General features: G+C 59.7%; 22 protein-coding genes and 2 pseudogenes. 11 read left to right on the top strand and 13 right to left on the bottom strand.

Annotated elements, in window-relative coordinates:
- Nucleotides 1-5 precede the first annotated feature (5 nt).
- From AC1DIJ_RS14545 to AC1DIJ_RS14505, 9 genes are all read right to left on the bottom strand, one after another.
- Nucleotides 6-758 (bottom strand): SDR family NAD(P)-dependent oxidoreductase, encoded by a 753-nt coding sequence (locus AC1DIJ_RS14545; protein ID WP_310295147.1) that lies wholly within the window; start codon nucleotides 756-758, stop codon nucleotides 6-8.
- Between the two features lie 8 nt (nucleotides 759-766).
- Entirely contained in the window at nucleotides 767-2,200 is a 1,434-nt protein-coding gene (gene hydA / locus AC1DIJ_RS14540; RefSeq protein ID WP_112389446.1) for a dihydropyrimidinase, read from the bottom strand.
- The gene (locus AC1DIJ_RS14535) at nucleotides 2,197-3,456 is read right to left on the bottom strand and encodes an MFS transporter (RefSeq protein ID WP_112389447.1); all 1,260 of its coding nucleotides are present in this window, start codon (nucleotides 3,454-3,456) and stop codon (nucleotides 2,197-2,199) included. The genes hydA and AC1DIJ_RS14535 overlap by 4 nt, the downstream gene beginning before the upstream one ends.
- Nucleotides 3,457-3,459: 3 nt before the next feature.
- Entirely contained in the window at nucleotides 3,460-5,550 is a 2,091-nt protein-coding gene (locus AC1DIJ_RS14530; protein ID WP_112389448.1) for a dipeptide ABC transporter ATP-binding protein, read from the bottom strand.
- The gene (locus tag AC1DIJ_RS14525) at nucleotides 5,547-6,422 is read right to left on the bottom strand and encodes an ABC transporter permease (RefSeq protein ID WP_112389449.1); all 876 of its coding nucleotides are present in this window, start codon (nucleotides 6,420-6,422) and stop codon (nucleotides 5,547-5,549) included. Before AC1DIJ_RS14525 ends, AC1DIJ_RS14530 begins: the two co-directional genes overlap by 4 nt.
- Before the next feature lie 3 nt (nucleotides 6,423-6,425).
- On the bottom strand, nucleotides 6,426-7,439 hold the full coding sequence (locus AC1DIJ_RS14520; protein WP_112389450.1) for an ABC transporter permease: 1,014 nt from the start codon (nucleotides 7,437-7,439) through the stop codon (nucleotides 6,426-6,428).
- 71 nt (nucleotides 7,440-7,510) lie between these two features.
- Nucleotides 7,511-9,181 carry an ABC transporter substrate-binding protein gene (locus tag AC1DIJ_RS14515; protein WP_112389451.1) on the bottom strand — a complete coding sequence of 557 codons (1,671 nt, stop codon included), beginning with the start codon at nucleotides 9,179-9,181 and terminating at the stop codon, nucleotides 7,511-7,513.
- A 162-nt stretch (nucleotides 9,182-9,343) separates the two neighbouring features.
- Nucleotides 9,344-10,375 (bottom strand): GlxA family transcriptional regulator, encoded by a 1,032-nt coding sequence (locus tag AC1DIJ_RS14510; RefSeq protein WP_310295142.1) that lies wholly within the window; start codon nucleotides 10,373-10,375, stop codon nucleotides 9,344-9,346.
- 351 nt (nucleotides 10,376-10,726) lie between these two features.
- The gene (locus AC1DIJ_RS14505; protein WP_162706048.1) at nucleotides 10,727-11,005 is read right to left on the bottom strand and encodes a helix-turn-helix domain-containing protein; all 279 of its coding nucleotides are present in this window, start codon (nucleotides 11,003-11,005) and stop codon (nucleotides 10,727-10,729) included.
- A 665-nt stretch (nucleotides 11,006-11,670) separates the two neighbouring features.
- On the opposite strand from AC1DIJ_RS14505, the gene AC1DIJ_RS14500 reads away from it, so the two are divergent.
- Nucleotides 11,671-12,279 (top strand): SOS response-associated peptidase family protein, encoded by a 609-nt coding sequence (locus tag AC1DIJ_RS14500; protein ID WP_112389453.1) that lies wholly within the window; start codon nucleotides 11,671-11,673, stop codon nucleotides 12,277-12,279.
- A gap of 118 nt (nucleotides 12,280-12,397) precedes the next feature.
- On the opposite strand, the gene AC1DIJ_RS14495 is transcribed toward AC1DIJ_RS14500, so the two are convergent.
- The gene (locus AC1DIJ_RS14495; protein ID WP_112389454.1) at nucleotides 12,398-12,715 is read right to left on the bottom strand and encodes a hypothetical protein; all 318 of its coding nucleotides are present in this window, start codon (nucleotides 12,713-12,715) and stop codon (nucleotides 12,398-12,400) included.
- Nucleotides 12,716-13,112: 397 nt separating this feature from the next.
- Here AC1DIJ_RS14495 and AC1DIJ_RS14490 point away from each other — a divergent pair, with 397 nt between their 5' ends.
- Entirely contained in the window at nucleotides 13,113-15,671 is a 2,559-nt protein-coding gene (locus AC1DIJ_RS14490; protein ID WP_477831441.1) for an AAA family ATPase, read from the top strand.
- A gap of 188 nt (nucleotides 15,672-15,859) precedes the next feature.
- On the opposite strand, the gene AC1DIJ_RS14485 is transcribed toward AC1DIJ_RS14490, so the two are convergent.
- Nucleotides 15,860-16,165 carry a putative quinol monooxygenase gene (locus AC1DIJ_RS14485; protein WP_112389548.1) on the bottom strand — a complete coding sequence of 102 codons (306 nt, stop codon included), beginning with the start codon at nucleotides 16,163-16,165 and terminating at the stop codon, nucleotides 15,860-15,862.
- A gap of 289 nt (nucleotides 16,166-16,454) precedes the next feature.
- A complete protein-coding gene (locus AC1DIJ_RS14480) occupies nucleotides 16,455-16,877 on the bottom strand; it encodes a hypothetical protein (RefSeq protein WP_162698812.1) in 423 nt (140 codons plus the stop codon).
- Nucleotides 16,878-16,943: 66 nt separating this feature from the next.
- On the opposite strand from AC1DIJ_RS14480, the gene AC1DIJ_RS14475 reads away from it, so the two are divergent.
- The gene (locus AC1DIJ_RS14475) at nucleotides 16,944-17,216 is read left to right on the top strand and encodes a hypothetical protein (protein ID WP_162698811.1); all 273 of its coding nucleotides are present in this window, start codon (nucleotides 16,944-16,946) and stop codon (nucleotides 17,214-17,216) included.
- Between the two features lie 853 nt (nucleotides 17,217-18,069).
- Here the strand turns inward: AC1DIJ_RS14475 and AC1DIJ_RS14470 are convergent.
- A pseudogene (locus tag AC1DIJ_RS14470) lies at nucleotides 18,070-18,577 on the bottom strand (DUF6428 family protein).
- Between the two features lie 42 nt (nucleotides 18,578-18,619).
- Here AC1DIJ_RS14470 and AC1DIJ_RS14465 point away from each other — a divergent pair.
- The 8 genes and pseudogenes from AC1DIJ_RS14465 to chrA all read left to right on the top strand — a co-directional run bounded on the left by AC1DIJ_RS14465 (nucleotide 18,620) and on the right by chrA (nucleotide 24,570).
- Nucleotides 18,620-18,976 (top strand): ArsR/SmtB family transcription factor, encoded by a 357-nt coding sequence (locus AC1DIJ_RS14465; protein WP_112389458.1) that lies wholly within the window; start codon nucleotides 18,620-18,622, stop codon nucleotides 18,974-18,976.
- Nucleotides 18,973-19,482: pseudogene (locus AC1DIJ_RS14460) on the top strand (arsenate reductase ArsC); the annotation flags it as partial. The gene AC1DIJ_RS14465 and the pseudogene AC1DIJ_RS14460, both read left to right, overlap by 4 nt.
- Nucleotides 19,456-19,914: an arsenic resistance N-acetyltransferase ArsN2 gene (arsN2, locus tag AC1DIJ_RS14455; RefSeq protein ID WP_310295995.1), complete on the top strand. Its 459-nt coding sequence runs from the start codon at nucleotides 19,456-19,458 to the stop codon at nucleotides 19,912-19,914. The pseudogene AC1DIJ_RS14460 and the gene arsN2, both read left to right, overlap by 27 nt.
- A gap of 5 nt (nucleotides 19,915-19,919) precedes the next feature.
- Nucleotides 19,920-20,993 (top strand): ACR3 family arsenite efflux transporter, encoded by a 1,074-nt coding sequence (gene arsB, locus AC1DIJ_RS14450; protein ID WP_112389459.1) that lies wholly within the window; start codon nucleotides 19,920-19,922, stop codon nucleotides 20,991-20,993.
- Nucleotides 20,990-21,418, top strand: coding sequence for an arsenate reductase (glutaredoxin) (gene arsC / locus AC1DIJ_RS14445; protein ID WP_162706057.1), 429 nt, complete (start codon nucleotides 20,990-20,992; stop codon nucleotides 21,416-21,418). The genes arsB and arsC overlap by 4 nt, the downstream gene beginning before the upstream one ends.
- Nucleotides 21,375-22,118, top strand: coding sequence for an arsenical resistance protein ArsH (gene arsH / locus AC1DIJ_RS14440; RefSeq protein WP_162706050.1), 744 nt, complete (start codon nucleotides 21,375-21,377; stop codon nucleotides 22,116-22,118). The genes arsC and arsH overlap by 44 nt, the downstream gene beginning before the upstream one ends.
- Nucleotides 22,115-23,356, top strand: coding sequence for an arsenite efflux MFS transporter ArsK (arsK, locus tag AC1DIJ_RS14435; protein WP_112389462.1), 1,242 nt, complete (start codon nucleotides 22,115-22,117; stop codon nucleotides 23,354-23,356). The genes arsH and arsK overlap by 4 nt, the downstream gene beginning before the upstream one ends.
- A complete protein-coding gene (gene chrA, locus AC1DIJ_RS14430; protein WP_112389463.1) occupies nucleotides 23,353-24,570 on the top strand; it encodes a chromate efflux transporter in 1,218 nt (405 codons plus the stop codon). Before arsK ends, chrA begins: the two co-directional genes overlap by 4 nt.
- The last annotated feature ends 38 nt before the right edge of the window (nucleotides 24,571-24,608 follow it).

The raw sequence follows: 24,608 nt of genomic DNA, 5'->3' as shown, positions 1-24,608 counted from the left end.
AAATCTCAGCGCGTCGCATAACCACCATCGGCCATGAGATCGGTTCCGGTGATGAACGAAGCATCCGGTGACAGGAGGAAGGCGGCAGCGGCGGCGATTTCGTCGGGCTGGGCGATACGGCCGAGCAGATGCGCCGGTCCAAGCCCGGTATTGGCTGCCGCAAGGTCCGGCCAGCGTTGCAGCAATCTCGGGGTAGACACAGCACCCGGCGAAAGGCTGTTGACGCGAATGCCATCGGCCGCGTGATCGACCGCCATGGCCTTGGCGAGATGCACCAGACCGGCTTTGGCGGCGCAATAGGCAACGGCTTTGCCGGTCGCCACATGGGCGAATTGCGACGCAATAAAGACCACCGATCCGCCGCCACCGCTGGCAATCATCGCCGGGAGCGCGTGCTGGCTTGCCAGAAAGGCGCCGGTCAGAATGACGTCGATCTCCAGCCGCCATTGCTGTTCGGCGAGATCGATGACCGTGCCGTCCATCGATGGTGCAGCAGCGTTGTGCACGAGGCCATCGAGGCGACCGAAATGCTTTACGCCGCCGTCCATCGCATGCCCGACCGACGCCTTGTCGGTGACGTCGCATGGGACACCAAACGCCTGGGGACCGAGGGATTGCGACAGTGCAGCCACCTCATCGGACGACCGATCCGCACAGATCACTGAGGCGCCTTCGTCTATGCAGCGGCGCGCGATCGCCGCGCCGATACCGCTCGCGGCACCCGTCAGAAAGATCACCTTGCTTTCAAGGCGTGTCATCGGCGCCGTCATGATGCGAGAACCTTCGAAAGCCCCTGCTGTGGCGGGAAGGAGCGTTCTCTGGCAACGAACCGGCCGCGGCCGGGTTCAGTCAGAATCTTTCCGTCATCCCAGACGATATCGCCGCGCGAGATCGTCATGATCGGCCAGCCTTTGACGACCTGCCCTTCATAGGGGGTGTAGTCGGTGGCGTGATGCAGCAGCGAATTGGTGATCGTTACGCTGCGATCCGGATCCCAGATCGCGATGTCGGCGTCCGCGCCGGTGACAATGCTGCCCTTGCGCGGAGCAAGCCCGAACAGCCGCGCCGGAGCGCCCGACGTCAGATCGGCGAATTTCTGCAGCGAGATCAGGCCGCCATTCACACCCGCCGAAAACAGAAGGGCAAGCCGCGTTTCGATGCCCGGAATACCGTTCGGAATACGATGGAACGGTGTCCCCGGCCCGCCTGCGATCTTGTCCGCATAGTGCCAGGGCGAATGATCCGAGGTGAAAACCTCGAGCGTCCCGTCCAGGATGCCTGCCCAGATCGCCGGCTGGTTCGACTTGTCGCGCGGCGGCGGCGTGCAGACGCATTTGGAGCCAGACAGATCGTGCGTGTCGATATCTTCGGCCGAAAGGAAGAGATATTGGGGGCAGGTTTCAGCGTAGATCGGCAGGCCGCGGGCTTTGGCGCGGCGGATCTCCTCGACAGCGCCCCCGGCTGCGACATGGCTGACGAGGATCGGCGTCTCGATCAGTTCCGAAAGGCTGATCGCCCGGAAGGTCGCTTCACGGTCGCCGATCGCCGAATGCGCCTTTTCGTGGTAACGCAGTTCGGTCTTGCGGGCGGCAATGAATTTTTCGGTCAGCCAGCGGATGCAGGCGTCATTTTCCGCATGCACCATGACCATCGCGCCTTGTGCACGAGCGAGATCGAGAACGTTCAAAACCTCGTAATCATCGAGCTTCAGCCCGTCGTAGGTCAGATAGATCTTGATCGAGGTGCAGCCCTCGGCAATCAGCTGAGGGATCTCGTTGCGCAGGACCTCCGCCGAGGGATCACCGACGATCAGATGAAAACCGTAGTCGATATGTGCTTTCGGGCCGGCACGCTGATGATAATCGTCGACAATGTCGCGCAGCGACTGGCCGCGCATCTGCATGGCAAAAGGTACGACGGTTGTCGTGCCGCCGCACATCGCCGACAGCGTGCCGGTGTTGAAGTCGTCTGCGGTCGCCTTGCCCTCCCAAGGTTGCTGATCCATGTGGCAATGGCTGTCGACGCCGCCGGGCAGCACGATACGCCCCTCTGCCGCGACTTCATTCTTGCCCTCGGGCAGATCCGGCTCGAGCGCGGCAATCACACCGTCACGAATGCCGATATCGATCTGCTTTGTCGCGTCCGGCAGCACCACACGGCCACCACGGATGACGAGGTCAAAAGGCTTCGTGGACGTCATTCGCTTCCTCCCGGGACGAGGCAAGTTTTGGTGGCGCCGATCGGACGGCGGATGAGATTGAAGCAGGCGGCCGCGGCAACCAGGAAGGCTCCGCCCCCAAGCAGCAAAAAGAGCGCCTGTGGTGCAAACAGCTCCATCAGCTGTGCGGCAAGCCCGGGGGTCATGATGTTGCCGATCGAATAGAGCAGCAATAGGCTGCCCGATGCCGAGACCATATACCGGCTGTCGAGCTGCGAGTTGGCATAGGCGATGCCGACAGGATAGATCGTCAGTGCAATTGCGCCATAAGCGAAGAACAGGCCGTAGAGCAGTGTCTGCGAATAGGTGCCCGGCCATGAGATGGCCGCGCACAGTCCCGCTCCAGTCAACCCCTGGATCAGCAGCAGAACGCGCCGATCCATGCGGTCCGACAGCCATCCGACCGGCGCCTGCGCCAGCATGCCGCCGAGACTGAAGGCGGTTACCAGCGTCACCGCGACGGACGCGTCGAGTTTGATGCGCTCCGCGTAAATCGGCGTCATCGTGTAGACATTCATGTTGGTCATGCCTGCCTGGAACACGCAGACGACGGTGACCGGCGCGAGAGCGGCGAGCCGCCAGATGCCGTAGCGATGTCCGGAATGGGCATTGCCCGCTTCGACAGTGACAGCCAAAGGCAGTCGCAACGCAGGCCACGGCCGGCCGACGAAGCGGGCATAGAACAGTCCGAACAGAATGACGCCGAGACCAAGCTGAAAGAGATAGGGAGAGGCTGCGCCGGCCGCCTCGACAAGCAGTTGCGCAAACAGCGTCGCCAGCGACGTCATCAGCATATAGAGCGAGAAATAGGCTCCACGGTTCTTCTGATCGGCATAAAGGTTGATCCAGCTTTCGGAGACGACGAAAAGCGTTGCGATCGAAAAGCCGTTTATCAGCCGCAGGCAGAACCACACTGGAGCCGCTTCCGTCAGCATGTAGCCGGCAGAGCCCAGCGCGGCGAGAAATGCGACGATATGGAAGGCGATCTCATGCCCAAATCGGACAACCAGGAAGCGGGCTGACAGGCAGCCTCCCAGAAACCCGATCGGAAACGCCGTCAGCAGCAACTGGACGACGTGCGGATCGAGCGCGGGATCGCTGAGATGCAGCGACACCGTCGTTGTTAGAAGCGAATTACCGGTGGCAACGATGCAGATGCTTGCCATCACATGGACGATCGCACGCAGGCCCGCGGCGCTTCGCCACAACTTGCCGATCGTTCCGTCGGGCTCGTGCATTGCTTATGCCTTTCCGGCCTGGGGAAAAACGGAGGCCTGGGCGGCGAGAGCTGCCTCGTCGATATGACACAGGATCTCATGCGTGCCGGACATCTTGCGGAGCGGCGGCGCAAACGTGTCGCAGATGCTGCCAAGCTTGCGGTGGCACCGCGTCGAGAAGCGGCAGCCGGCTGGCACGTTGACGGGGCTTGGTGTCTCGCCGGACAGGTGAATGCGCTCGCGCGGCAGTTCGTCCAGATGCGGGCTGCGGATAGCGGAAAGAAGTGCCTCGGTATAGGGATGCGACGCACCGCCGAACACTTCCTCAACGGTCCCCTGCTCCATGATCTTGCCGAGATACATGACGACGACCTTGTCGGCGACATGACGAACCAGTGCCAGATCGTGGCTGATGAACAGCATCGTCGCATGCTTCTCCCGCTGAATGTCGAGCAGAAGGGTGACGACTGCCGCCTGAACCGAGACGTCGAGCGCGGAAACCGGTTCGTCGGCTACGATCAGCGAGGGCTCGGCCGCAAAAGCGCGGGCAATGGCAATGCGCTGCTTCTGGCCACCGGAAAGCTGGCTCGGCTTCCGCTCCGCGACTGCCGGAGACAGCCGCACCATTTCCAGAAGCTCGCGCACACGCTGCTCGATCTCGGCCTTGCCCTTGCGGATACCGAACTTCTTGATCGAACGGCGAATGGAGAAGGCGGCGGAATGCGACGGATTGAGCGTGCTGTCGGGATTCTGGAAGATCATCTGAACCTGTTGCAGCAACTCGCGCGGGCGCTCACCGGCCTGCAGTTCGGCAATATTTTCGCCGGCCATTCGGATTTCGCCCGACGTCGCCTTGTCGAGACCCGTGACGATGCGTGCCAGCGTCGATTTCCCGCAGCCGGACTCGCCGACCAGTGCGACGATCTCCGCCTTTGCCGCTTCGAAGGTGACCGCTTCGTTAGCCTTGACGAACTTATGATGGCCGACAGGATAGAGACGGCTGACGTCGGACAAAGCTATCGCGGTCGATTTTTCAATGACCGTTCTCTCGACAGGGGCTAGCGCCGCCTCCGTCGTGGAGATCTCAGGCCAGCGGACGCATCGCACCAGATGGTCGTTGGCCGCGCGCTCCATGGCGAGTCCGGGGCGATCGCAAAGACCGGAAACGAAACTGGAACAGCGCGGCCCGAACAGACAGCCTTGCGGCCGTTCCTGCGGCAGCGGGATCGAGCCCGGGATAGCCGCCAGCGTGCGGGTGCGCTTGTCGCCTGTGATGTCGGGGATGCAGTCGATAAGACCGCGTGTATAAGGGTGTTTCGGCCGGCGGAACACCTCTGAAGTGGTTCCCTCTTCAACCATTTGGCCGGAATACATGATACCCAGACGATCGCAGCTTTCCGCGATCAGGCCAAGATTGTGCGAGATGAACAGCAGGCTGGTGGAATAGCGCTGGCGCAGTTCGGCAATCAGGTCGATGACCGCAGCCTCGACGGTGACATCGAGACCGGTCGTCGGCTCATCGAGCAGCAAGAGGGACGGCTTGGCGAGCAGTGCCATGGCGATGACCACGCGCTGCTGCTGGCCGCCGGACAGTTGATGCGGATAACGCCGCGTCATCTCGCCGGGATCGGGCAAACGCACATCTGAAAGCATCGCCTCGGCCATGGCCAAAGCGTCTTTCTTGCTCGCGCCCATATGCAGCAGGGGGACCTCCGCAAGCTGCGCACCGATTGTCTTCACCGGGTTCAGCGCGCTCATCGGGTCCTGATAGACCATGGCGATCTGGCGCCCGCGGATGGAGCGCAATTCCTTCGCAGATGCGTTGACCAGTTGCTTGCCGTTGAAACGGATGCTGCCGCCGGCAATCACACCGGTATTGCCGAGATAGCTCATGATCGCCATCGCCGTCGTGCTCTTGCCGCAGCCGGATTCTCCAACCAGGCCATAGCTCTCCCGGGGCATGACTTTGAACGACAGATCGGGGATCGCGACCACCGTCTCGCTCTTGCCGCGGAACTCGATACGCAGGTTCTGAATGTCGAGAACCGGTTCAGGATCGATCGATGGGGTGATGGACATGGCCGCTCCTTGGAGATTGGACGCGATGACGTTCATGGTTTCCATGCCTCCCGCACGCCATCGGCAAGCAGATTGAAGCCGAGGACGAGGCTGACGAGCGCAGCCGACGGGATCAGCGACATGTGCGGCCAGACATTCAAGACAGTCACGCTCTCCTTGACCATTCCGCCCCAATCCGGGTTCGGTGGCGGCAGGCCGAGGCCGAGGAAGCCGAGAATACCGATGGTGATGATCGTGTAACCGATGCGAAGACAGGCATCGACAATCAGGAGGCTGCGGCAGTTCGGCAGCAATTCGACGATCATGATGTAGAGCGTACTTTCCGCCCGCAGCTTTGCCGCCGAGATATATTCCTGCTGTTTCAGACCGAGCACCAGGCCGCGGGTGATGCGGCCGATACCCGGCGCCGAGGCAATCATCGTCGCGATGACGATATTGAGGACCGATGGGCCAATATTGGCAATCAGGATGACGTAGATGACCAGGACCGGGAAGGCGAGGATGATGTCGGAGAAGCGGCTGATGAGAACGTCGACCCAGCCACCGTAATAGCCTGCAACCATCCCCATCGTGATGCCGACGACCATCGCGACCGCGACAGACAGAGGCGCGACGGAGAGAACGGTGCGGGCACCGAAGATCAGCCGCGACAGCATATCTCGGCCAAGAATATCGGTTCCCATCCAGTGGGCCGCCGAGGGATAGGGATTGCCCATCGCCATCACGTCAGAATCCGTCGGCGACGGCAGCGGCAGGATGGGCGCCAGAAGGGCCGCGAGCACCCAGAAGAGAACCAGACAGAGCCCGACAACAGCCGTGGGCGAGTGCAGGATGCGCATCCAGTTCGCCCGTGCGGCTCGCCTCGGCGGCGCGATGACTGCCCCGGTGATATTGTCTTGAACAGCCATGATTTACCTCACCCGGATGCGTGGATCGAGCAGCATGTAGCCAAGGTCGCCGAGCAGCTGCGTGATGACGGCGATCGCGACGGTGATCAGCGTGGCGGCCTCAAGCGTCGCGATATCGCCGAACAGGCTTGCGTCGAGGATGAGACGGCCGAAACCCGGATAGGCAAAGACGAGTTCGGTGACGACAACGCCGCTGATCAGGAAGTTGATTTGCAGCAGAAGCACGGTGAAGGGCGCGATCATCGCATTGCGAAGCGCGTGGCCGAGGACCATCCGTCGTGTGCTCATGCCCTTGAGGATTGCCGTGCGAATATACGGCCGCTCCATGACGCCGATCATCGAGACGCGGATCATGCGGGCCACATAGCCGAAGTCATAGATGACGAGGACCGCGACGGGCAGCACGAACTGGTAAGGCACTGCCCAGCCGCCATCGCTGTTGAGCGGGCTGGTGCCCGGCAGTATCGGCCAGAGGATGACGAAAAGCGTCACCAGGAAGACGCCTGAGGCAAATTCCGGAATAGAGGTGAAGGTGATGCAGATGACCGAGAGTGTCCTGTCGAGCACGCCGCCCTCCCTCAATCCCGATAGGATACCGAAGATGATCGATAGCGGCACGATCAGCAGGAATGCCAGCCCGGCGAGGATAGCGGTATTGCCGAGGCGATCCCAGATAACGTCATTGACGGGCAGCTTGTTCAGCGTCGAATAACCGAAGTTACCGAAATACTGGGCACCGCGCGGGTCCGTGAAGTTCAGGCCGGTGGCCGGATCCTGAAGCGGATCGGGGACTGCGCCAACGAGTACGCCGAGCCAGCGGCCGTAGCGTACGAGCAACGGATCATTGGCCTTCAGTTTCTGCGACAGCAGGTCGACCTGCTGCTGGGTGGCGAAAGGACCAAGCGACTTGCGTGCCACGCTGCCGGGAGTGAACTCGCAGACGGCGAACACGAGAAACGAAGCACAAAGCATCGTCACCACCATCATCGCCAAACGCTTGAGAAGAAAATTCGCCATAGCCGGAGCAATCCGAATGTCCGGGCCCAGTGCCCGACCGCGCGAACGCGGCCGGGTCGCCAGCCGGGAGGTTAAGCCGAGATCGCGTACTGGTGCGCGAAGATGTATTGCGAAGGATGGAGCTCGAAGCCCTTGACCTTCTTGTCCATGACGGTCGAAAAGACACGCCAGAAAGGCTGAACGATCGGCCCGTCGTCCTGCATGATCGCCTCGATCTTCGCCATCACCTTGCTGCGTTCCTTCGGGTCGAGAATGCCTTCGGCCTCGGTTAGCAGCTTGTCGAAATCCGCGTTGGAATAATTGGATTCATTCCATGCAGCGTTCGAGCGGTAGGCGAGCGACAGCGTCATGATTGCCAGCGGCCGGTGGCCCCAGGCCGTCAGGCTGAACGGCGACGTCGTCCACACTTCCCAATACTGGGCGCTCGGTAGCGCCTTGATATTGACCTTGACCCCGATATCCTTGAACTGTTCGGCAAGGACCTGGGCCGTATTGAGTTCCCAGATCGGGTCCGGGCGCGTCGTCATGTCGAATTCGAAACCGTCCGGATAGCCCGCATCGGCAAGAAGCTTTTTGGCCTTCTCGACGTCGCGCGGATATTTCGGAAGTGCCGCGTATTCGGGATGCGAGGGCGCGACATGGTGATCTTCGGCTGGAACGCCAGCGCTGAGAAGTGCTGTCTGAATGACCTTGTCGCGGTCGATCGCATAACGCATGGCCTGGCGAACGCGCTTGTCCTTGAACTGCTCGATATCCGGGTGCATGCGGGCGACGACCGTCTGCGTCGTCTCGACCTGATAGACGCCGACATGCGGGAAGTTCTTCATCGCGTTGATCTGCACCGCATCGGCCTCCGACAGGCCATCGACCTGCTTGGAGGCCATGGCGGCTATACCGGCACCGGGATTGTCGCCGAGGTCGACATATTCGAAGGTGTCGAGATAGGGACCTGTGCCCCAGTAATCGCTGCGAGCCTTGTACTTGGCACCCTTGCCAACGACATATTCGGTAATGGCGAAGGGACCCGTGCCATTCGCATCAGCGCCGAAGGCACCTTTTTCTTCCGGATCGATGATGAACATCGGGTAGTGATAGAGGTGCTCGGGCACGGCGATCTGCGGCGAGGAACAGTTGAGGCGAACGGTGTGATCGTCGACCTTCTCGATGGCGTTGTCGGCCCAGAGCTTGCTCGACTTCTTCGGGTTGCCCTTCTCGTCCTTTTCGCCAGTTTCGTATTCCTGGACGAGGTAGCCGGTGAAGAGGCCGAGCATCGATGAACCGATTGCCGGGTCGCAGACACGCTTCAGATTCCAGACGACATCGTCGGCCGTCAGAGAACGACCCTTGCGCCACTTCACATCCTTGCGAAGGTGCAGCGTCCATGTCTTCAGGTCGTCGCTCACTTCCCATTTTTCTAGAAGATAGGGATGCGTGATGTTGTTGCGGTCGGTCAGGGTGAGATACTCGCAGACCTGACGGATGACGTTCGACTTCTCGGCGAAGTCGGCCAGATGCGGATCCTTGATTTCCATGCAGCGCATGCCGATGCGTAGGTTGCCGCCCTTCGGCATGTCGTCTGCCAGAGCGGCGTCGCCGGGCATCGCCAGACCGGCCAGAGAATAGGCAGTTGCGGCAGACACGCCGAGCAGTGTCGCTTTGCGAAGAAATTCGCGTCGCCCGATCACGTCGTTCGACATCTGTTCGACCAGGGTCGGGATATAGGAATGCTGATTGTTGTCCACTGCAGTGGTCTCCTGTTGGCGCCTAGCTGTTCCAAATCTTATCGGTTGGCCCGCAGGCAGTCGTCGCCTGACTGGGCCTGCAGGCTTTTGCCCGTCGACCGTTCCGTCTTCAAAAAAGTAAGACTAGGCTACCCTACATTATATGCACCGATGCGACGTCTTCTATGCGTCAATCGACATAGTGCGCAAGGTGAGCCGCTCACGCTGCTTCTCAGCGCGCCGCGTGGCCACCGGGCTCTCTTTGAAAAGCCGGCGATAGAAGCGGCTGAAGTGCGAAGCGGATTCATAGCCGCAGATCTCTGCGATCTCCGCCACGGAGAGCTCCGTATCGACAAGCAACTCTCTGGCACGTCCCATGCGCAGATCGATATAGAATTGCGACGGGCTTTTCCCGAGTGATGCGCGAAATAGACGTTCGAGCTGTCGAAGGGAAAGTGCGACACTCTCTGCAAGTCCAGATATTTCGACCGGGTCGCCAAGCGTCGCCTCCATGCGGCGAACGACGAAGCCGAGCTTGGCATTCTTGATGCCGAAGCGATCTTCCGGCGCCATGCGCTGCACATCGTCCTGCCTTCGAATCCGCGGATGGTTAAACTGATCCGAAATCAGCGATGCAAGTCCGTGGCCTTCGACGGCGGCGATGAGATATAGCATCATGTCGAGAGTGACCGTGCCGCCCGAGGACGTCAGAAAGCGTCCGTCGATGGCAAAAATATCGTCCGTCGCAAAACAGTTGGGAAATTCGCTGCGGAAGCTTGCCAGCGATTCCCAATGAACCGCGCATCGGCGGCCCTCGAGCAACCCGGCCTTGGCGAGAAAAAAGACAGCCGTGCTAACAGCGCCAAGTATGCAGCCTTCCGAATAGATTCGGCGCAGCCACGCGAAGATATTGCTGTCATATGCGTCTGAGTAGTTGATACCAGCGCAGAGGATGACGACATCGCATCGCGGAGCTTTGCTGATAGCCGCATCGGCATCGAAGCCGAGTCCGCTGCTGGAGCGGACATGTAATCCGTCGAAAGAGATGAGCACCCACTCGAAGCGCTGGGCCTTTGCCAATCTGTTCGCCTGTCTTAGCGAGTCGAGAGCCGCAGCGAAGGTCATCAGTGGGAAGTTCGGAACGAGATAAAACCCGATCCGCACTGGCCGGTCGCCCGTCGCCAAATGCTTAAGCGAGGAGGTTTGATCGTTCATCGAGGCTATATTCACCGAATAGTGGCAAACCACTTAACCGATCACCCATTGTAATCGCTTCTCCCAAATTGGCGCCGCAAACATATTACAACTTGTGCGGACCATAGGGTCCGAGTGGAACTATTGCACATAAAGCGGACTGTCGGAAGCACTGTCGGAGGAATGGGTAATGAGATGTGCTGCCGACATCCGGCAATCTACCATGGGTGGCCTTTCCTTGTAGAGCGATGGGGGATTGGCGGAAGTGCCATAATTCCGCGAGCTCTAGCGCTTGCCCGCGATATCACCATTAGCTTTGCGGCAGTTGACAGCAAGCCCCAGGGCAACGGATGAAACGGCTCGCATGGAAGATCAATCTTGAGGGACGGCAACATGCCTAGAGGAGATCATGCGGCGCAGGCCCTGTAGCGAGATTACGCCGCGTTCCTGCAGGTCCGTGGAGGCCCTGCAGACTGTCTCGGCGGAGATCCCCAAAATGTCGGCGATATCGTATCGCGAGATGGGCAGCGCGAGACCGAAGAGATCTCCCGGCAGGTAGATATCGACAAGCTGCCGGCGCCCGTCGGTACGCATCAGATATTTGCAGGCTGCCCCCCGAAACGACACGGTACCAGGTGTCGGTGCGCTCATCTTGGACGTAAATGTCCTGCTCGCGGCGGAAGGGGCGAAGGTGGGACAGGGCCCGGAGCCTTGGCGGCTCTGCCGTCAGCACTTCTGGTAGGCGATGCAGGGCCATGGGAGTTTCCAGAGCGTCAACCATTATAAATCCCCTTTTCTCGACGATGCGGAAGGCTTGATATCCGCCCTGCTTGTTCGAAAGGAAATTAGGGACCTCTCCGTACCGTAAAATCCCTTAATCTACCGACATGATTATCTCCCTGATGCTGACGGACGTCAGTGCAGCCCTGAAATTCAGTGGTATGCAACAAGCTCATGTTCTTCACGTTGTGGCGATAGTGTGCGAAGATCTCTTTCCGGGTCCTGCCCGAACCGGCAACCCGACAGCACGTGTCGTGACATGCGTTGATCAGTCGAGCCTTGAAAACACCCTGCAGGGATCGAGTACGCTCTGCGTGATCCGTAGCGGCTCTTGGCCGCCCCGGAAGGATCGTCCGATGTTGTCGGGCCGACCCCAGGGTATCGGCTGTCCTAGATCGAATGTCAGCGTGCGGAGGAGCAGCGTCCCTTGCTGACGGCGGACGTCGAAGTCACCAAGCACGACTGAGCGTCAGCACAGCTTTAACCGGTTCTCACGGAGATACTCCGTGAAGAATCCTAAATGATCAGGTTTGACGATGTGCAGCGAATACGAACAACGCATTTGCTACGCCGAATACGGCAATGTGATGCAAGATCTGGCGCTTGGGATCCCGGCACGACAATCGGAACTGGATTTGGCGCCGCGTGCCCAAATCAAAATCGGCGATATGGGTGCCGTAATACGCTGTGTGGGCGACAATACTGTCGAGCTAGCACAGATGAAGTTCGGTTTTCCGCCGGCCAGGAAGCACGGTCCAGTATTCAACATTCGATCGCAAGGAAAAAGTTTCAGCGATGGTCATCGGTGTCTCATTCCGGCTAGCGCATTCTTGGAGTCTACCGGAAGAAGGCGTTCGAAGGGCAAATATCGCTTTGAGCTCGTTGGCGCGCCATTTATGGCCATCGCCGCGATCTGGCGGCCCGGCCGGAAAAGCCAGCCTTCGGCGTTCGCGATGTTAACGACACACCCCGGGCCTGATGTGGAGCAGTTCCATAATCGACAAGTCGTCGTCCTCCGACCGAGTGATTGGAAGGCATGGCTTGATCTTGAAAGGTCCCCAGCTGAGTTATTGCAGCCGCTATCACGGGGCTCGCTGAAGGTGGAGGAAGCCAAGCCGCCCGAGTTTGGGATGGGATTGAGCTAGCTGCTTGTGCGTCAAGCTATAGCCGACGCCTCGGATGGTCGTGATGGCGCAACTCGCGACATCGAGTTCTGCAAGCTTGCCGGTAACCGCCTAAGTGTCCAGTCGAAAGTGGGTGCGTTCATCGAGGGCATATTGCCACCCAGTGGACTGTGCATGCCCACTGATTGTAAGTAACTACTCCTTGGACAATGGCACTCATAGCCACCAATGCGGCGGCTGTTATCCCGACAAAAGCGTACACCTTTTGCCCGAAAGTTAAGACAATACGCTTCGCGTTGACTTGCTTTCCCGGCCAATAAAACCCGCCGTGCTTGTCAATGCCCAGACAATCCAGTTCATCCATCCCGATTTTCCGCACGCCCTTAGGCCAATAGTTGACGGCGGGCCGTCGCAGGGGCACTTCTTCCATTTCATGTGGTTCGTCATCGTCCGCCACGAAGCTTCCTCCACCTCTTTAAATCGCGACAGAGACTAGACGGAACACATTACGGTCGCCTCGTAGCACTGAGGGACAAGATGGGCAGAGTCTGCCCCAAAGTTGATGCCCGTGGGTGACGTGTCCCTCGGGATGCGAGGGATGGCATCACCGACTTCGGAGCGGATCAAACCTTCAGCCTAGGGTGCCATTTTTGTGACCGTCATCTCAAGGTCCATGCCAAAAAGTTGTTCCTGTACGCATTCGTGAGTAACAATAGGGTGTTTGACGGTCGTCGTAGTTGACGACCGTCAATTTGTGTCCAAAGTCTCGGGGCTATCCTTGCGGCGCGACGCTCTCCGCTAAGTGCAGGATCTCATGTACAATCTCCGTCCGACGTGCAACTGCGGGAAACCCAATGCCGAATCGACCTATCGACAATGCTGTGGAGGCGACCGAAAAGCTTCAAGGCATCGTTCGCGTGCGAGGTGCACGAGAACATAACCTTAAAAACGTCGACGTCGACATCCCGCGGGACGCGCTCGTCGTCTTCACGGGCGTCTCCGGTTCCGGAAAATCCTCGCTCGCATTCAGTACCCTCTACGCCGAGGCCCAGCGCCGGTACCTCGAATCCGTGTCTCCCTATGCTCGCCGTCTCTTCACCCAGATGAGCGTACCAGACGTCGACCAGATCGAAGGCCTCCCACCCGCTGTCGCCCTGCAGCAGCAACGCGGATCGCCAACGGCACGCTCCTCGGTTGGAAGCGTGACGACAATCTCGAACCTCCTTCGGATGCTGTATTCGCGGGCGGGCACATATCCGCCGGGCCAACCGCACCTCGATGCAGAGTCGTTCTCGGCGAACACGCCGGAGGGTGCCTGCCCGCAATGCCACGGTCTCGGTCGCGTACACGAGGTGACCGAGGCGTCCATGGTGCCCGATCCCTCGCTGACTATCCGCGAGCGCGCAGTTGCGGCATGGCCATTGGCATGGGGCGGGCAGAACCTCAGAGACATCTTGATCACGCTTGGCATCGACGTCGACCGGCCGTGGCGGGAGCTTCCAGAGAAGATCCGCCAATGGATCCTATTCACGGACGAACAGCCGGTCGTCCCGGTCTACCCGGGTCTCACGCGTGATCAGGTGAAGCGTGCCATGGCACGGAAGGACGAGCCATCCTACATGGGCACCTTTTCCAGCGCCCGACGACATGTCACCCATAGCTTCGCGACGACGCAGAGTGCGATGATGAAGAAGCGGGCTGCCCGCTACATGATCAGCAGCGCCTGTCCGCTCTGCGAGGGCAAGCGGCTGCGGAAAGAGTCACTCTCGGTGAGGTTCGAGGGCTTCGACTATGCAGAAATTAGCAGACTGCCGATGGCGAGGTTTTCCAACATCTTCGCACCTTATGCGGATGCCGATGCCAGGAAGCTTAAGACCATGCGGAAAGAACATCCGGAAAAAGCCATGGTCGTCCAGCGGATCGCAGCAGACCTCTGCCGACGGATGGATGTCCTTCTCGATCTCGGCCTTGGCTACCTCACACTCGAGCGGAGCACGCCGACCCTGTCTCCGGGCGAGCTCCAGCGGCTTCGCCTGGCGACACAGGTCGCTTCAAACCTCTTCGGCGTCGTCTATGTCATGGATGAGCCCTCTGCAGGCTTGCACCCGGCCGATACCGAAGCGCTGTTGCGGGCGCTCGACGGGCTGAAGGCGGTCGGAAATTCGCTGTTCGTCGTGGAGCACGAGCTCGACGTCGTCCGCCACGCGGACTGGATCGTCGACGTGGGTCCGGCAGCCGGCGAGCTGGGCGGGGAGATCCTCTACAGCGGCCCACCGGAAGGTCTGCGGAAGGTCGAGCGATCGGAGACCGCCAGGCATCTTTTTGCGGAAGCCGGCAAACCGGCTGGACGTCGGACAGAACCGGATGGATGGCTTCGCCTATCCGGCGTCACAAGAAACAATCTCCGTGATGTGGATTGCAAATTTCCGCTGGGAGTCATGACGACGGTGACCGGTATCTCTGGGTCTGGCAAGTCGAGTCTGGTCAGCCAGGCGCTCGTCGAGCTTGTCGGCGAGGCACTTGGCGTTCCTGTTCGTGTGGTAAACGATGCTGAGGACGAGGCCGCCTTGGAGATAGAGCCGGGGACGCCGACGCAGGGCAGGATCGAAGGTGGGCTCGACAAAATCCGGCGCCTCATAGAGGTCGACCAGAAGCCGATCGGCCGAACGCCCCGGTCCAACCTCGCGACCTATACCGGGCTCTTCGATCATGTTCGCTCGCTGTTCGCCGCCACACGGGAAGCGAAGAAGCGTAATTACGACGCCGGTCGGTTCTCCTTCAATGTCGCCAAGGGCCGCTGCCCGCGATGCGAGGGAGAAGGCTTTGTCATGGTCGAGCTACTCTTCCTGCCAWGCGTCTATGCCCCGTGTCCAACTTGCCACGGCACCCGCTACAACCCGCAAACTTTGGAGATCCGGTACCGGGGCAAGAACATCTCGCAGGTCCTGGGACTGACCGTCGCGGACGCCTCGGACTTCTTCGACGACGCTCCGAGCGTACGGGCATCCCTGAAAGTTTTGCGCGAAGTAGGCTTGAGCTACCTCAGGCTTGGTCAGCCTGCAACCGAGTTCTCTGGGGGCGAAGCACAGCGCATCAAGCTGGCGACGGAATTGCAACGTGCCCAAAAAGGTGGCGCGCTCTACGTGCTGGACGAGCCGACGACCGGTTTGCATCCTTCGGATGTCGAGCGGCTGCTCGCACAGCTCAATGCGTTGGTCGAGACCGGCAACACGGTGATTGTCGTCGATCACGACATGACCCTCGCTGCGGCCAGCGACTGGGTCATCGACATCGGGCCAGGTGCCGGAGATGAAGGCGGCCGGATCGTCGCAAGCGGAACACCGGAGCAGGTTGCCCTTGCAGGAAATAGCCGGACAGCACCTTATCTCAAGCGCCTTCTCTCGCCCAACTGACAATCAAGTCAATCGAGACCATCAGCTTAAAGGTCGTTGCGCTTCAAGCAAATGCCGTTCGGGTCGCGCTGTCAAGCTCATGCAAACAGGTATCATTCCGGGTAGCGAGCGTCGGCAGCATCGAAGCCGCGCACTTGGCAGACTGAGAGCTATGCCTCATTTTCGTCAGTACTTTGAGGTTCTGGCGCTCATGGCCGCTTGTCGGCGAGGATAGCCAACTTATGGATCTGTGGCGGCTTGGCAAACAGGTCTCCTGCCTCTGCCTTGGCCATCAAGGCCGCAGCGACTTGGCCATTTAAGTGAGCATCTCTTCCATCCTCGTCGTCAAACGTATCGAAGATCGCAAACGAACTCGGACCTTCCTGGATCGCATACCAGGAAATCGTGCCTGGCTCGGCGTTGACGAGAGGTATGGCTGATCTTAGGAAATCGGCGACCTCCTGTTCCTTGCCGGGTTTTGCTTCAAGCGGAACGTAGAGCGCGAATTTGGTCATGACCATCTCCATGGGCACCTGATCGTGCCGCAAGCTGCTATACCACGTTTAGCCGCCGAATGTTTCGAGATCGGGCAAATAAAAGAAGTCCATAGGAAAGCACGGGTTGATCTAAGATGGCGACCCCCTCGGAATGGTTGGGTCGGCACTGTCTCGGCCAAAGGCGATGAGGAGATCGGCAAGTATCTCGCTGAAGCGATGGAAAAGGTCGGCAATTAAGGCCTGGACCTCAATACTACCGTATAAGCACCGGTGCGATTGCAGGGCTGCAAGCCGACCACGGGTGAGATTACCCTTTTTTATCGCGATCCACGTGATGTTTTGCATTTGCTGCCTGAGCCTCATCCTCTGTTTGTTGATGTTGCTCATCCGCATGTTTCCACTCTTCAACCCCTGGCGCAGCCCCGTCTTCGTTGCCAGGTGTTGGCCCGGGTCCATCTCGTTTCTTACTGTCATCCATCTCATCACTACCTTTAAACCAACCACGCTGCCGTCCGAACTCCCACAGCCCCGCATAGTTCCCCGGCGTGAACCAAGAGTCCCCGTTGTGCGGTGCCGGCGCGTTAACCGGCGAATTGGTCACCAGAACAATTCGTACCAATAGCGGTTCGCTGCTGGGTTTTCTTTTTAGTCGCAACTTCATTAGATGGACGGCGGCACTCTTTGCCCGTCTGAATGCTACCCAGCGACTGCAGACATAAACGCCCGTCAAGTTCTCCCTAGGCGAGCCTTTTTGTGTGTCGGAGGCAAGTGTATATTGGTGACGGGAGGCGTCGAGATGGCATCGGGAATAGATCATGTGGCCCACGGGTGGGCTTTGCTCGCGATACGACTTCCGGAGCTTCGTCCGCTTGCAACAGAGCGCCGCCGCGTTGCCGAGCTGTGCGAATGTTACAGCATCGCGGTGCTGCACTTGCGCAAGCTTGCACCCGATTCCAAGTACATCGGTGAATATGAGGATATGATCTCCGGCATCGAGCTCGAAGTATCCGTCTACCTTGAGCAATTTGCCGGCATAAGCGCTGGGCGCGGGCTTCCAAGCGATCCGTAGCCACTGTCTCATGACGGCGGCAAACCAAATCCATGCAATAGGCGCGATGCAAGCGTCCGACACCTCGGCGATTACGAGCAGGCTACTAACGCCCCTCCGAGCGTCTTAATCCGTTTCACTCCTCGATCGTCGGCGCGGCGACCTCCGCATGGTTCTTTTTTATGTGTTCATCCAGGGCTGCAATCTGATCCCGCCGTTGCGCCTCGACCTGTCCGCTAATCGTCAGCAGCGGCGGTAGCGCTCTCTACCGCTTCAAAGTTCCGTCAAACAGACCGGGGTCCGAGATCGCTTACAAGTGTCCAGATTGACCAGCGCTACGTCGCAACAGAGGAGCAGTCCGGAACGCGGCGGATCGTGGATACGGCGACTGGGCTTCCTGCGGCAACAAACGGCAGAGAGTTCGTCCAGCTTACTGCAAAAGACGTGGAACCGCTGGTGGCCTCCTCCAAAACCGACGCGCCGGATGACGGGGGCGGCCCGTGCTCTGTGCTCCTGTGAACGAGCGCCTTAACGAGATATGAAGCCATCGACACGTGAATAGGCTGATGAGCGGTCCCAATGGTTGCCGAGATTGCATCAATTTCTGAACCGAACCCGCAACTGGGCTGCGACGGGCGGAAATGGAGATACCGCAAGAACGTACGGGTGAAACTGATATCGTGGTTTCTCGCTGACTTTCGGGTTTGGTGGAGCGATACATCCCCTGTCCATGGTTATGCGGTTCTTCCTCAATTCCTGTGATCCAGCGGCATCATTCTCGCCCTCATTAGTTCCGGGCCGGCGCGACCGTACATTGCTCCTTCAATACCTTGAGGCGGTTGATTTGGCCCGAATTTAATCAACACAGTCAAATCTAAATGCAGCACGCTGCCCCGCAGCAAGTGGATTGAGCAGGCTCCGCAGCAAGCCAGCGATCACGCGGCTCGCAACTAGCCGCGCGCGGCGACAGTTCGACATGCTGTGCGCCATCGCGAAGCCTTGGTATGCCGGCGCAATAGAGCGACATTGGCCGCACACCGTCGCTGACCTCGAATGTCAGCTTGGCGGATCCGTCCAGCTTCAGATGCCCCGAGGCGCCTTGCAGATGATGGCCGAAAACTTTCCGCCCGGCATGTGAGGTCGATCGTCCTCATCAATGTCCCACAGTTGGACGAAGATCTCCGACCATGCTTCCGGGTTTGCACCGCAGTCCAGTGCCGAGAGATGTCCGGCCTTGACCTCCGTCACATGGTAGCCCGCCTTCACCGGGTGCCCATCGTAGTGGAACACCAGATGCACGTCCTTGGCGCCGGCCAGTGTGTCGAGAAGGAAACCCAAGCTGATGTCTTCGGAAGAATTCTGCTGTTGTCGATCGCGTTTATTTGCGGTAATCCTCGTTTCAACTATTCAAGGATGATTGAAATATGGACCAGCGTCAAGCCCTCGGTGCGTTCGCCGCCCTCTCTCAGGAGACCCGTTTGCAGATCGTCCGCATCCTGGTGGTCGCTGGGCCCGATGGGATGGCGGCCGGGGCATTGGCCGAGAAGGTCGAGGTCTCGCCGTCGAATATCTCGTTCCACCTAAAGGAACTCGAGCATTCCGGGCTGATCGCTGCGCAACGACAATCCCGCTCGATCATCTACACCGCGAACTATGAAGCTCTGAGCGGGCTGGTGCGCTTCCTGATGGAAGACTGCTGCTCAGGTCATCCCGAAATCTGCGCGCCGGCCGCCGAGGTTGCCGCCTGCTGCGCTCCAACGGCCAAGGAGAACCTGCAATGACTGCCGACCGCGTTTATAATGTGCTCTTTCTCTGCACGGGCAATTCCGCACGCTCGATCCTGGCGGAATCCATCCTCAATACCGAGGGAAAAGGCCGTTTCCGCGCCTTCTCGGCTGGCAGCCATCCGAAGGGACAGGTCCATCCCTGGGCGCTGAAAACTCTGGACGCGCTTGGCTATCCCACGACCGGATTCAGCTCGAAAAGCTGGGATGTCTTTGCCGAGGCGCATGCCCCGCAGATGGACTTCATCTTCACCGTCTGTGACAACGCGGCGGGGGAAGCCTGCCCGGTCTCGCTTGGCCATCCGATGGCCGCCCATTGGGGTGTCGAGGACCCTGCTGCGGTAGAGGGTTCCGATATTGAGGTTGGCCGCGCCTTTGCCTTGGCGGCACGCTACCTCAAGAACCGTATTACCCTCTTCATCAACTTGCCGATCACCTCGATCGACAAGTTGGCGCTCGAAACTCAACTCCGTCAGATCGGTGCGACCGAAGGCGCCACCTCGCCGACGCTCCTTCCGTTAACCGGACATGAAGACGCACTCCGTAGCGCGCTCGAAAATGCCGACCTTCCAACGGATGATCTTGACGACGCAGGGCGAACATTCTTCCGGATTGCCCGTGGCGTCGATACGGTGGGCTATGGTGGATATGAGTTGCATGGCGACAATGCGCTGCTGCGGTCGGTGGTGATCACGCCTGACAACCGTCACAGGGGCCTGGGCCGTCGTGCGACTGACCTTTTGCTGCGACGCGCCTATGCGGACGGCGCACGCACGGGCTACCTTCTGACCACGAACGCCGCTCCCTTCTTCGAAACCCTCGGCTTCAGGCCGATAGACCGTGCGACGGCGCCGACCGCAATTTTGCAGACCCGTCAGGCGGCCAGCCTTTGTCCCGCGTCAGCAGTGCTGCTCGCCAAGCCATTGCAGGGATAGCAACGATGTCCTCATTTGAACGCTATCTAACGGTGTGGGTATTTTTATGCATCCTTGCAGGCATCGCCCTTGGTCACTTGATGCCGGATGTCTTTCAGGTGATCGGCGCCGCCGAAGTCGCCAAGGTCAACATTCCCGTCGCCGTGCTGATCTGGCTGATGATTATCCCGATGCTGGTCAAGATCGATTTTGCGGCTCTGAGCCAGGTCGGCCGGCATTGGCGCGGTATCGGTGTGACGCTGTTCATCAACTGGGCAGTCAAACCCTTCTCGATGGCGCTGCTGGGCTGGCTGTTCATCGGTTATCTGTTCCGGCCAATGTTGCCGGAGGTGCAAATCGATTCCTATATCGCCGGTCTGATCATCCTTGCCGCGGCACCCTGTACGGCGATGGTGTTCGTCTGGTCGAACCTGACCAAGGGCGAGCCCCTCTTCACGCTTTCGCAGGTCGCGCTGAATGACGCGATCATGGTGGTGGCGTTCGCGCCGATCGTCGGCCTGCTGCTTGGTCTTTCCGCCATCACCGTGCCATGGGCGACGCTGGTATTCTCGGTGGTGCTCTACATCATCCTGCCGGTGATAGTCGCCCAGATCCTGCGCCGCAGCCTGCTTGCTTCCGGATCATCGGCATCCCTCGACCGACTGCTGAAAACACTACAGCCACTATCGTTGGTGGCGCTCCTTGCCACGCTGGTGCTTCTGTTCGGTTTCCAAGGGGAGCAGATCATCGCCCAGCCGACCATCATCGCCTTGCTGGCGGTGCCCATCCTGATCCAGGTCTACTTCAACTCCGGTCTTGCCTATCTGCTGAACCGGGTGTCAGGCGAGCAACATTGCGTCGCCGGTCCGTCGGCCTTGATCGGCGCCTCGAACTTCTTCGAACTGGCGGTCGCCGCAGCAATCAGCCTGTTTGGCTTCAACTCGGGCGCGGCACTTGCAACCGTCGTCGGCGTTCTCATCGAGGTGCCGGTGATGTTGTCAGTCGTCTGGATCGTCAACCGCAGCAAGGGTTGGTACGAGTGCGGCGGCGCCGTGCGAGCAACTTCCCATTCCAAATCCGAAGCCATTGAAAGGGTCTGACCATGGACGCCATCATCTATCACAATCCGGATTGCGGAACGTCTCGCAACACGCTGGCGATGATCCGGAACGCCAGCATTGAACCCACGGTGATTGAGTACCTGAGGAACCCGCCCTCACGCGATCGGCTTGTGACGATGATCGCTGACGCCGGTCTAACCGTGCGCCAGGCGATCCGTGAAAAGGGCACGCCCTATACGGAATTGGGTTTGGACGACCTATCCTTGACCGACGATCAGTTACTCGACGCCATGCTCGAAAACCCGATCTTGATCAACCGGCCGTTCGTCATTACGCCGCTCGGCACAAGGCTTGCGCGTCCGTCGGAGGTGGTTCTGGAAATCTTACCGGAAACGCATCAGGGCGCCTTCACCAAAGAGGATGGTGAAAAGGTACTCGACAGCGAGGGCAAGCGCATTGTCTGATTTGGCTGCTGCATCGTTGGAACACCTGCAACAGCCGGTTCAGGCTGCATTGCGTCCGGCGTTCTCGACCCACAAGCCGCGCATCCTTATCCTCTACGGCTCGCTGCGGACCATCTCCTATAGCCGATTCCTGGCATTCGAGGCTGGTCGGCTGCTCGAGCACTTCGGCTGCGAGGTTCGGATCTTCAATCCGGAGGGTCTACCTCTGCCTGACGCCGAGCCGGTGAGCCATCCGAAGGTACAGGAACTGCGCGAGCTCTCGGCATGGTCGGAGGGTCAGGTGTGGGTCAGCCCGGAACGCCACGGCGCGTTGACTGGGATCATGAAGGCGCAGATCGACTGGATTCCGCTGTCGATCGGATCGGTTCGTCCGACCCAGGGAAAGACGTTGGCGGTAATGCAGGTCTCTGGCGGATCGCAGTCGTTCAATGCCATCAACCAGCTTCGTGTTCTCGGTCGCTGGATGCGGATGATCACGATCCCCAACCAGTCGTCGGTCGCCAAGGCCTTCCAGGAGTTCGACGCGGACGGGCGCATGAAGCCATCCTCCTACTACGATCGCGTCGTCGATGTCTGCGAGGAACTGGTGAAGTTCACCCTTCTGACACGGGATGCGTCTTCCTATCTCACCAATCGCTACAGCGAGCGGAAGGAAGAGGCTGAAAAACTCGAACAACGCGTGGGCCTGAAATCCATATGATGGAACGTCCGCCGATTGCCGCCATCCTCGCTTTGGGCCTCACGCAGATCATCGGCTACGGGACGCTTTACTACAGCTTCAGCATTCTCGCGCCAGACATGGCACGGGATCTGAACTGGTCGGCGGAATGGATATTCGGTGCGCTTTCGGCGGCACTTCTCCTGGGCGGACTGAGCGCGCCGTGGCTGGGCAGGGCGATAGACCACTTCGGCGCGGGCCGCGTGATGACGGCTGGTTCCGCAATTGCCGCTTCGGCCCTTATCGCCTGCGCTTTCGCGCCCGGCAAGATTGCCTTCGTCGCGGCGTTGATCGTGATCGAGATCGCCGCAAACCTGGTGCAGTACGGCGCAGCCTTCGCGCTGCTTGTCCAGATCCGGCCGCAGACCGCCCAACGCAGCATCACTTATCTGACCTTGATCGCCGGATTTGCTTCAACAATCTTCTGGCCCATCACCACGACGCTGCATGCCCATCTCTCCTGGCAAAACATCTATCTCGTGTTCGCCGGACTCAATCTCCTGATCTGCCTGCCTCTCCATGCCTGGCTTTCCCATGGGCTTGCCAAGGGTCGCCGACAGGAACAGAGCGGATCGGTAAGCGTCGTTGACGGGGCTTTGCGTCCGGACGTCAGACGCCTTGGGTTTATTCTGATGGTCGCCGGTTTCTCGTTGCAGTCGCTCGTTAGCGCGGCAGTGTTGGTCCACATGGTGCCGCTATTGTCGGGCCTCGGTCTGGGCGCCACGGCTGCAACAGTCGGCACACTGTTCGGCCCGTCGCAGGTTTTGAGCCGGTTCACGAACATGGTGCTCGGCGGCAATCTGCCGCCACTGGCTTTGGCAACGATCGCCGCGGCGCTCATTCCGGGTGGCGTGCTGATCTTGATCCTCACGACGCCATCTGTGACCGGAGCGATGGCTTTTGCGATCGTCTTCGGTCTGGGCAACGGCCTGTTCAGCATCGTCACCGGCACCCTGCCGCTGACGCTGTTTGGCAGCGAGGGCTATGGCAGATTTCAGGGTAAGGTTATGGCGGCGAGGCTCATAGTCTCTGCGACCGCACCGTTCGCCCTGGCGTTTGCCATGGCCGATATAGGCGCAACCTCGTCGCTCGCGATCACAACGGGGCTCGGCGCACTTGCAATTCTGGCGTTTCTGACGATCGCGAGACTGGCAAATAAAGGCCCGGCGGTTGTCAGGATCCAACTGAGAGAACTCAAGGGCGAGGCAGGAGCAGAATGACAGACAGCACGAGCACGGCCCAGACTCAAACGCCTGCCGGCACGCCCGCAGAAGTCTTTCTCACGTTCCTGAAGCTCGGCCTCACATCATTCGGCGGACCGATTGCTCATCTCGGGTACTTCCGGGAAGAACTCGTGCACCGACGCGCTTGGCTTTCCGATCACGCCTATGCCGATCTGGTCGCCCTTTGCCAATTCTTGCCGGGTCCAGCATCCAGTCAGGCGGGTTTTGCTTTAGGCATGATGCGCGCGGGCTGGCTAGGGGCCCTGGCGGCCTTCACGGCCTTCACCTTGCCATCTGCGCTGATCCTGTTGGTGTTTGCCATGTCTGCTGCAAGCATTTCGGGGCCGGTCGGCACGGGCGCGCTGCATGGCCTGAAGATCGTCGCAGTCGCCATCGTGGCGCAGGCCGTCTGGGGCATGGCGAAGAACCTCTGTCCGGATAAAGAGCGAGCGGCAATTGCGGTCGCGGCCGTGGCGGTGCTCGCATTCATGCCGGGAGCCTTCGGCATGGTGAGTGCGATCCTGATTGGCGCAGGCGCGGGGCTGGCACTTAGCCGCGGCACTGGCACACCAGTGAGTGGCCATGTCACAATGCCGGTGTCCCGACGGGGTGCGGCTGCGGCACTCGTCGCTTTTTTCGGACTACTTGTGATTCTGCCTCTGCTCGCGAAATACGGCCAGGCATTCGCTGTCGCTGATAGCTTCTACCGCGCCGGTTCACTCGTGTTCGGCGGTGGCCATGTAGTCTTGCCTCTTCTCGAGGCCGAAGTCGTGCAACCTGGGTGGGTATCCCCCGATGCATTCCTGGCAGGCTATGGTGCCGCACAGGCGGTCCCTGGGCCGCTGTTCACCTTTGCGGCCTACCTCGGCACTGTACTTGGACCGCAGCCGAATGGCATGGTTGGCGCAGTAATCGCACTGCTCTCCGTCTTCCTGCCAGGATTTCTGATTCTCATCGGCGTACTGCCCTTTTGGGACCGGTTTCGCTCGTTGGCGACAGCGCAGTCGCTTATGCAAGGAGCAAACGCTGCGGTTGTCGGCATCCTCGGCGCTGCCCTCTATTCGCCAGTATTCACAAGCGCCATCGGCAACATGCGTGATTTCAGGCTGGCCCTCTTCTGCTTTGTACTTCTGATGTCGTGGAAGCTTCCGCCGTGGCTTGTTGTCGTTGTGGCTGCGGTTTGCGGCGTAGGACTGGCTCTGATTTCTTGAGAATGCCCAACGGAGGTCTCGTCCGTGAGGACAAAACA

The sequence above is a fragment of the Rhizobium sp. 10N427 genome (genome assembly GCF_056394605.1).
The sequence above is the reverse complement of the archived record's forward strand: the minus strand, read 5'-3'. Positions and strand labels throughout refer to the sequence as shown.

Coding starts and splice junctions, on each gene's coding strand:
- arsK (WP_112389462.1), top strand. CDS start 22,115: ATGATGGAACGTCCGCCGATTGCCGCCATCCTCGCTTTGGGCCTCACG.
- AC1DIJ_RS14485 (WP_112389548.1), bottom strand. CDS start 16,165: ATGACCAAATTCGCGCTCTACGTTCCGCTTGAAGCAAAACCCGGCAAG.
- AC1DIJ_RS14475 (WP_162698811.1), top strand. CDS start 16,944: ATGGCATCGGGAATAGATCATGTGGCCCACGGGTGGGCTTTGCTCGCG.
- AC1DIJ_RS14545 (WP_310295147.1), bottom strand. CDS start 758: ATGACACGCCTTGAAAGCAAGGTGATCTTTCTGACGGGTGCCGCGAGC.
- AC1DIJ_RS14520 (WP_112389450.1), bottom strand. CDS start 7,439: ATGGCGAATTTTCTTCTCAAGCGTTTGGCGATGATGGTGGTGACGATG.
- hydA (WP_112389446.1), bottom strand. CDS start 2,200: ATGACGTCCACGAAGCCTTTTGACCTCGTCATCCGTGGTGGCCGTGTG.
- AC1DIJ_RS14525 (WP_112389449.1), bottom strand. CDS start 6,422: ATGGCTGTTCAAGACAATATCACCGGGGCAGTCATCGCGCCGCCGAGG.
- AC1DIJ_RS14530 (WP_112389448.1), bottom strand. CDS start 5,550: ATGAACGTCATCGCGTCCAATCTCCAAGGAGCGGCCATGTCCATCACC.
- arsB (WP_112389459.1), top strand. CDS start 19,920: ATGTCCTCATTTGAACGCTATCTAACGGTGTGGGTATTTTTATGCATC.
- AC1DIJ_RS14505 (WP_162706048.1), bottom strand. CDS start 11,005: ATGAGCGCACCGACACCTGGTACCGTGTCGTTTCGGGGGGCAGCCTGC.
- AC1DIJ_RS14510 (WP_310295142.1), bottom strand. CDS start 10,375: ATGAACGATCAAACCTCCTCGCTTAAGCATTTGGCGACGGGCGACCGG.
- chrA (WP_112389463.1), top strand. CDS start 23,353: ATGACAGACAGCACGAGCACGGCCCAGACTCAAACGCCTGCCGGCACG.
- AC1DIJ_RS14500 (WP_112389453.1), top strand. CDS start 11,671: ATGTGCAGCGAATACGAACAACGCATTTGCTACGCCGAATACGGCAAT.
- AC1DIJ_RS14535 (WP_112389447.1), bottom strand. CDS start 3,456: ATGCACGAGCCCGACGGAACGATCGGCAAGTTGTGGCGAAGCGCCGCG.
- arsH (WP_162706050.1), top strand. CDS start 21,375: ATGGTGAAAAGGTACTCGACAGCGAGGGCAAGCGCATTGTCTGATTTG.
- AC1DIJ_RS14465 (WP_112389458.1), top strand. CDS start 18,620: ATGGACCAGCGTCAAGCCCTCGGTGCGTTCGCCGCCCTCTCTCAGGAG.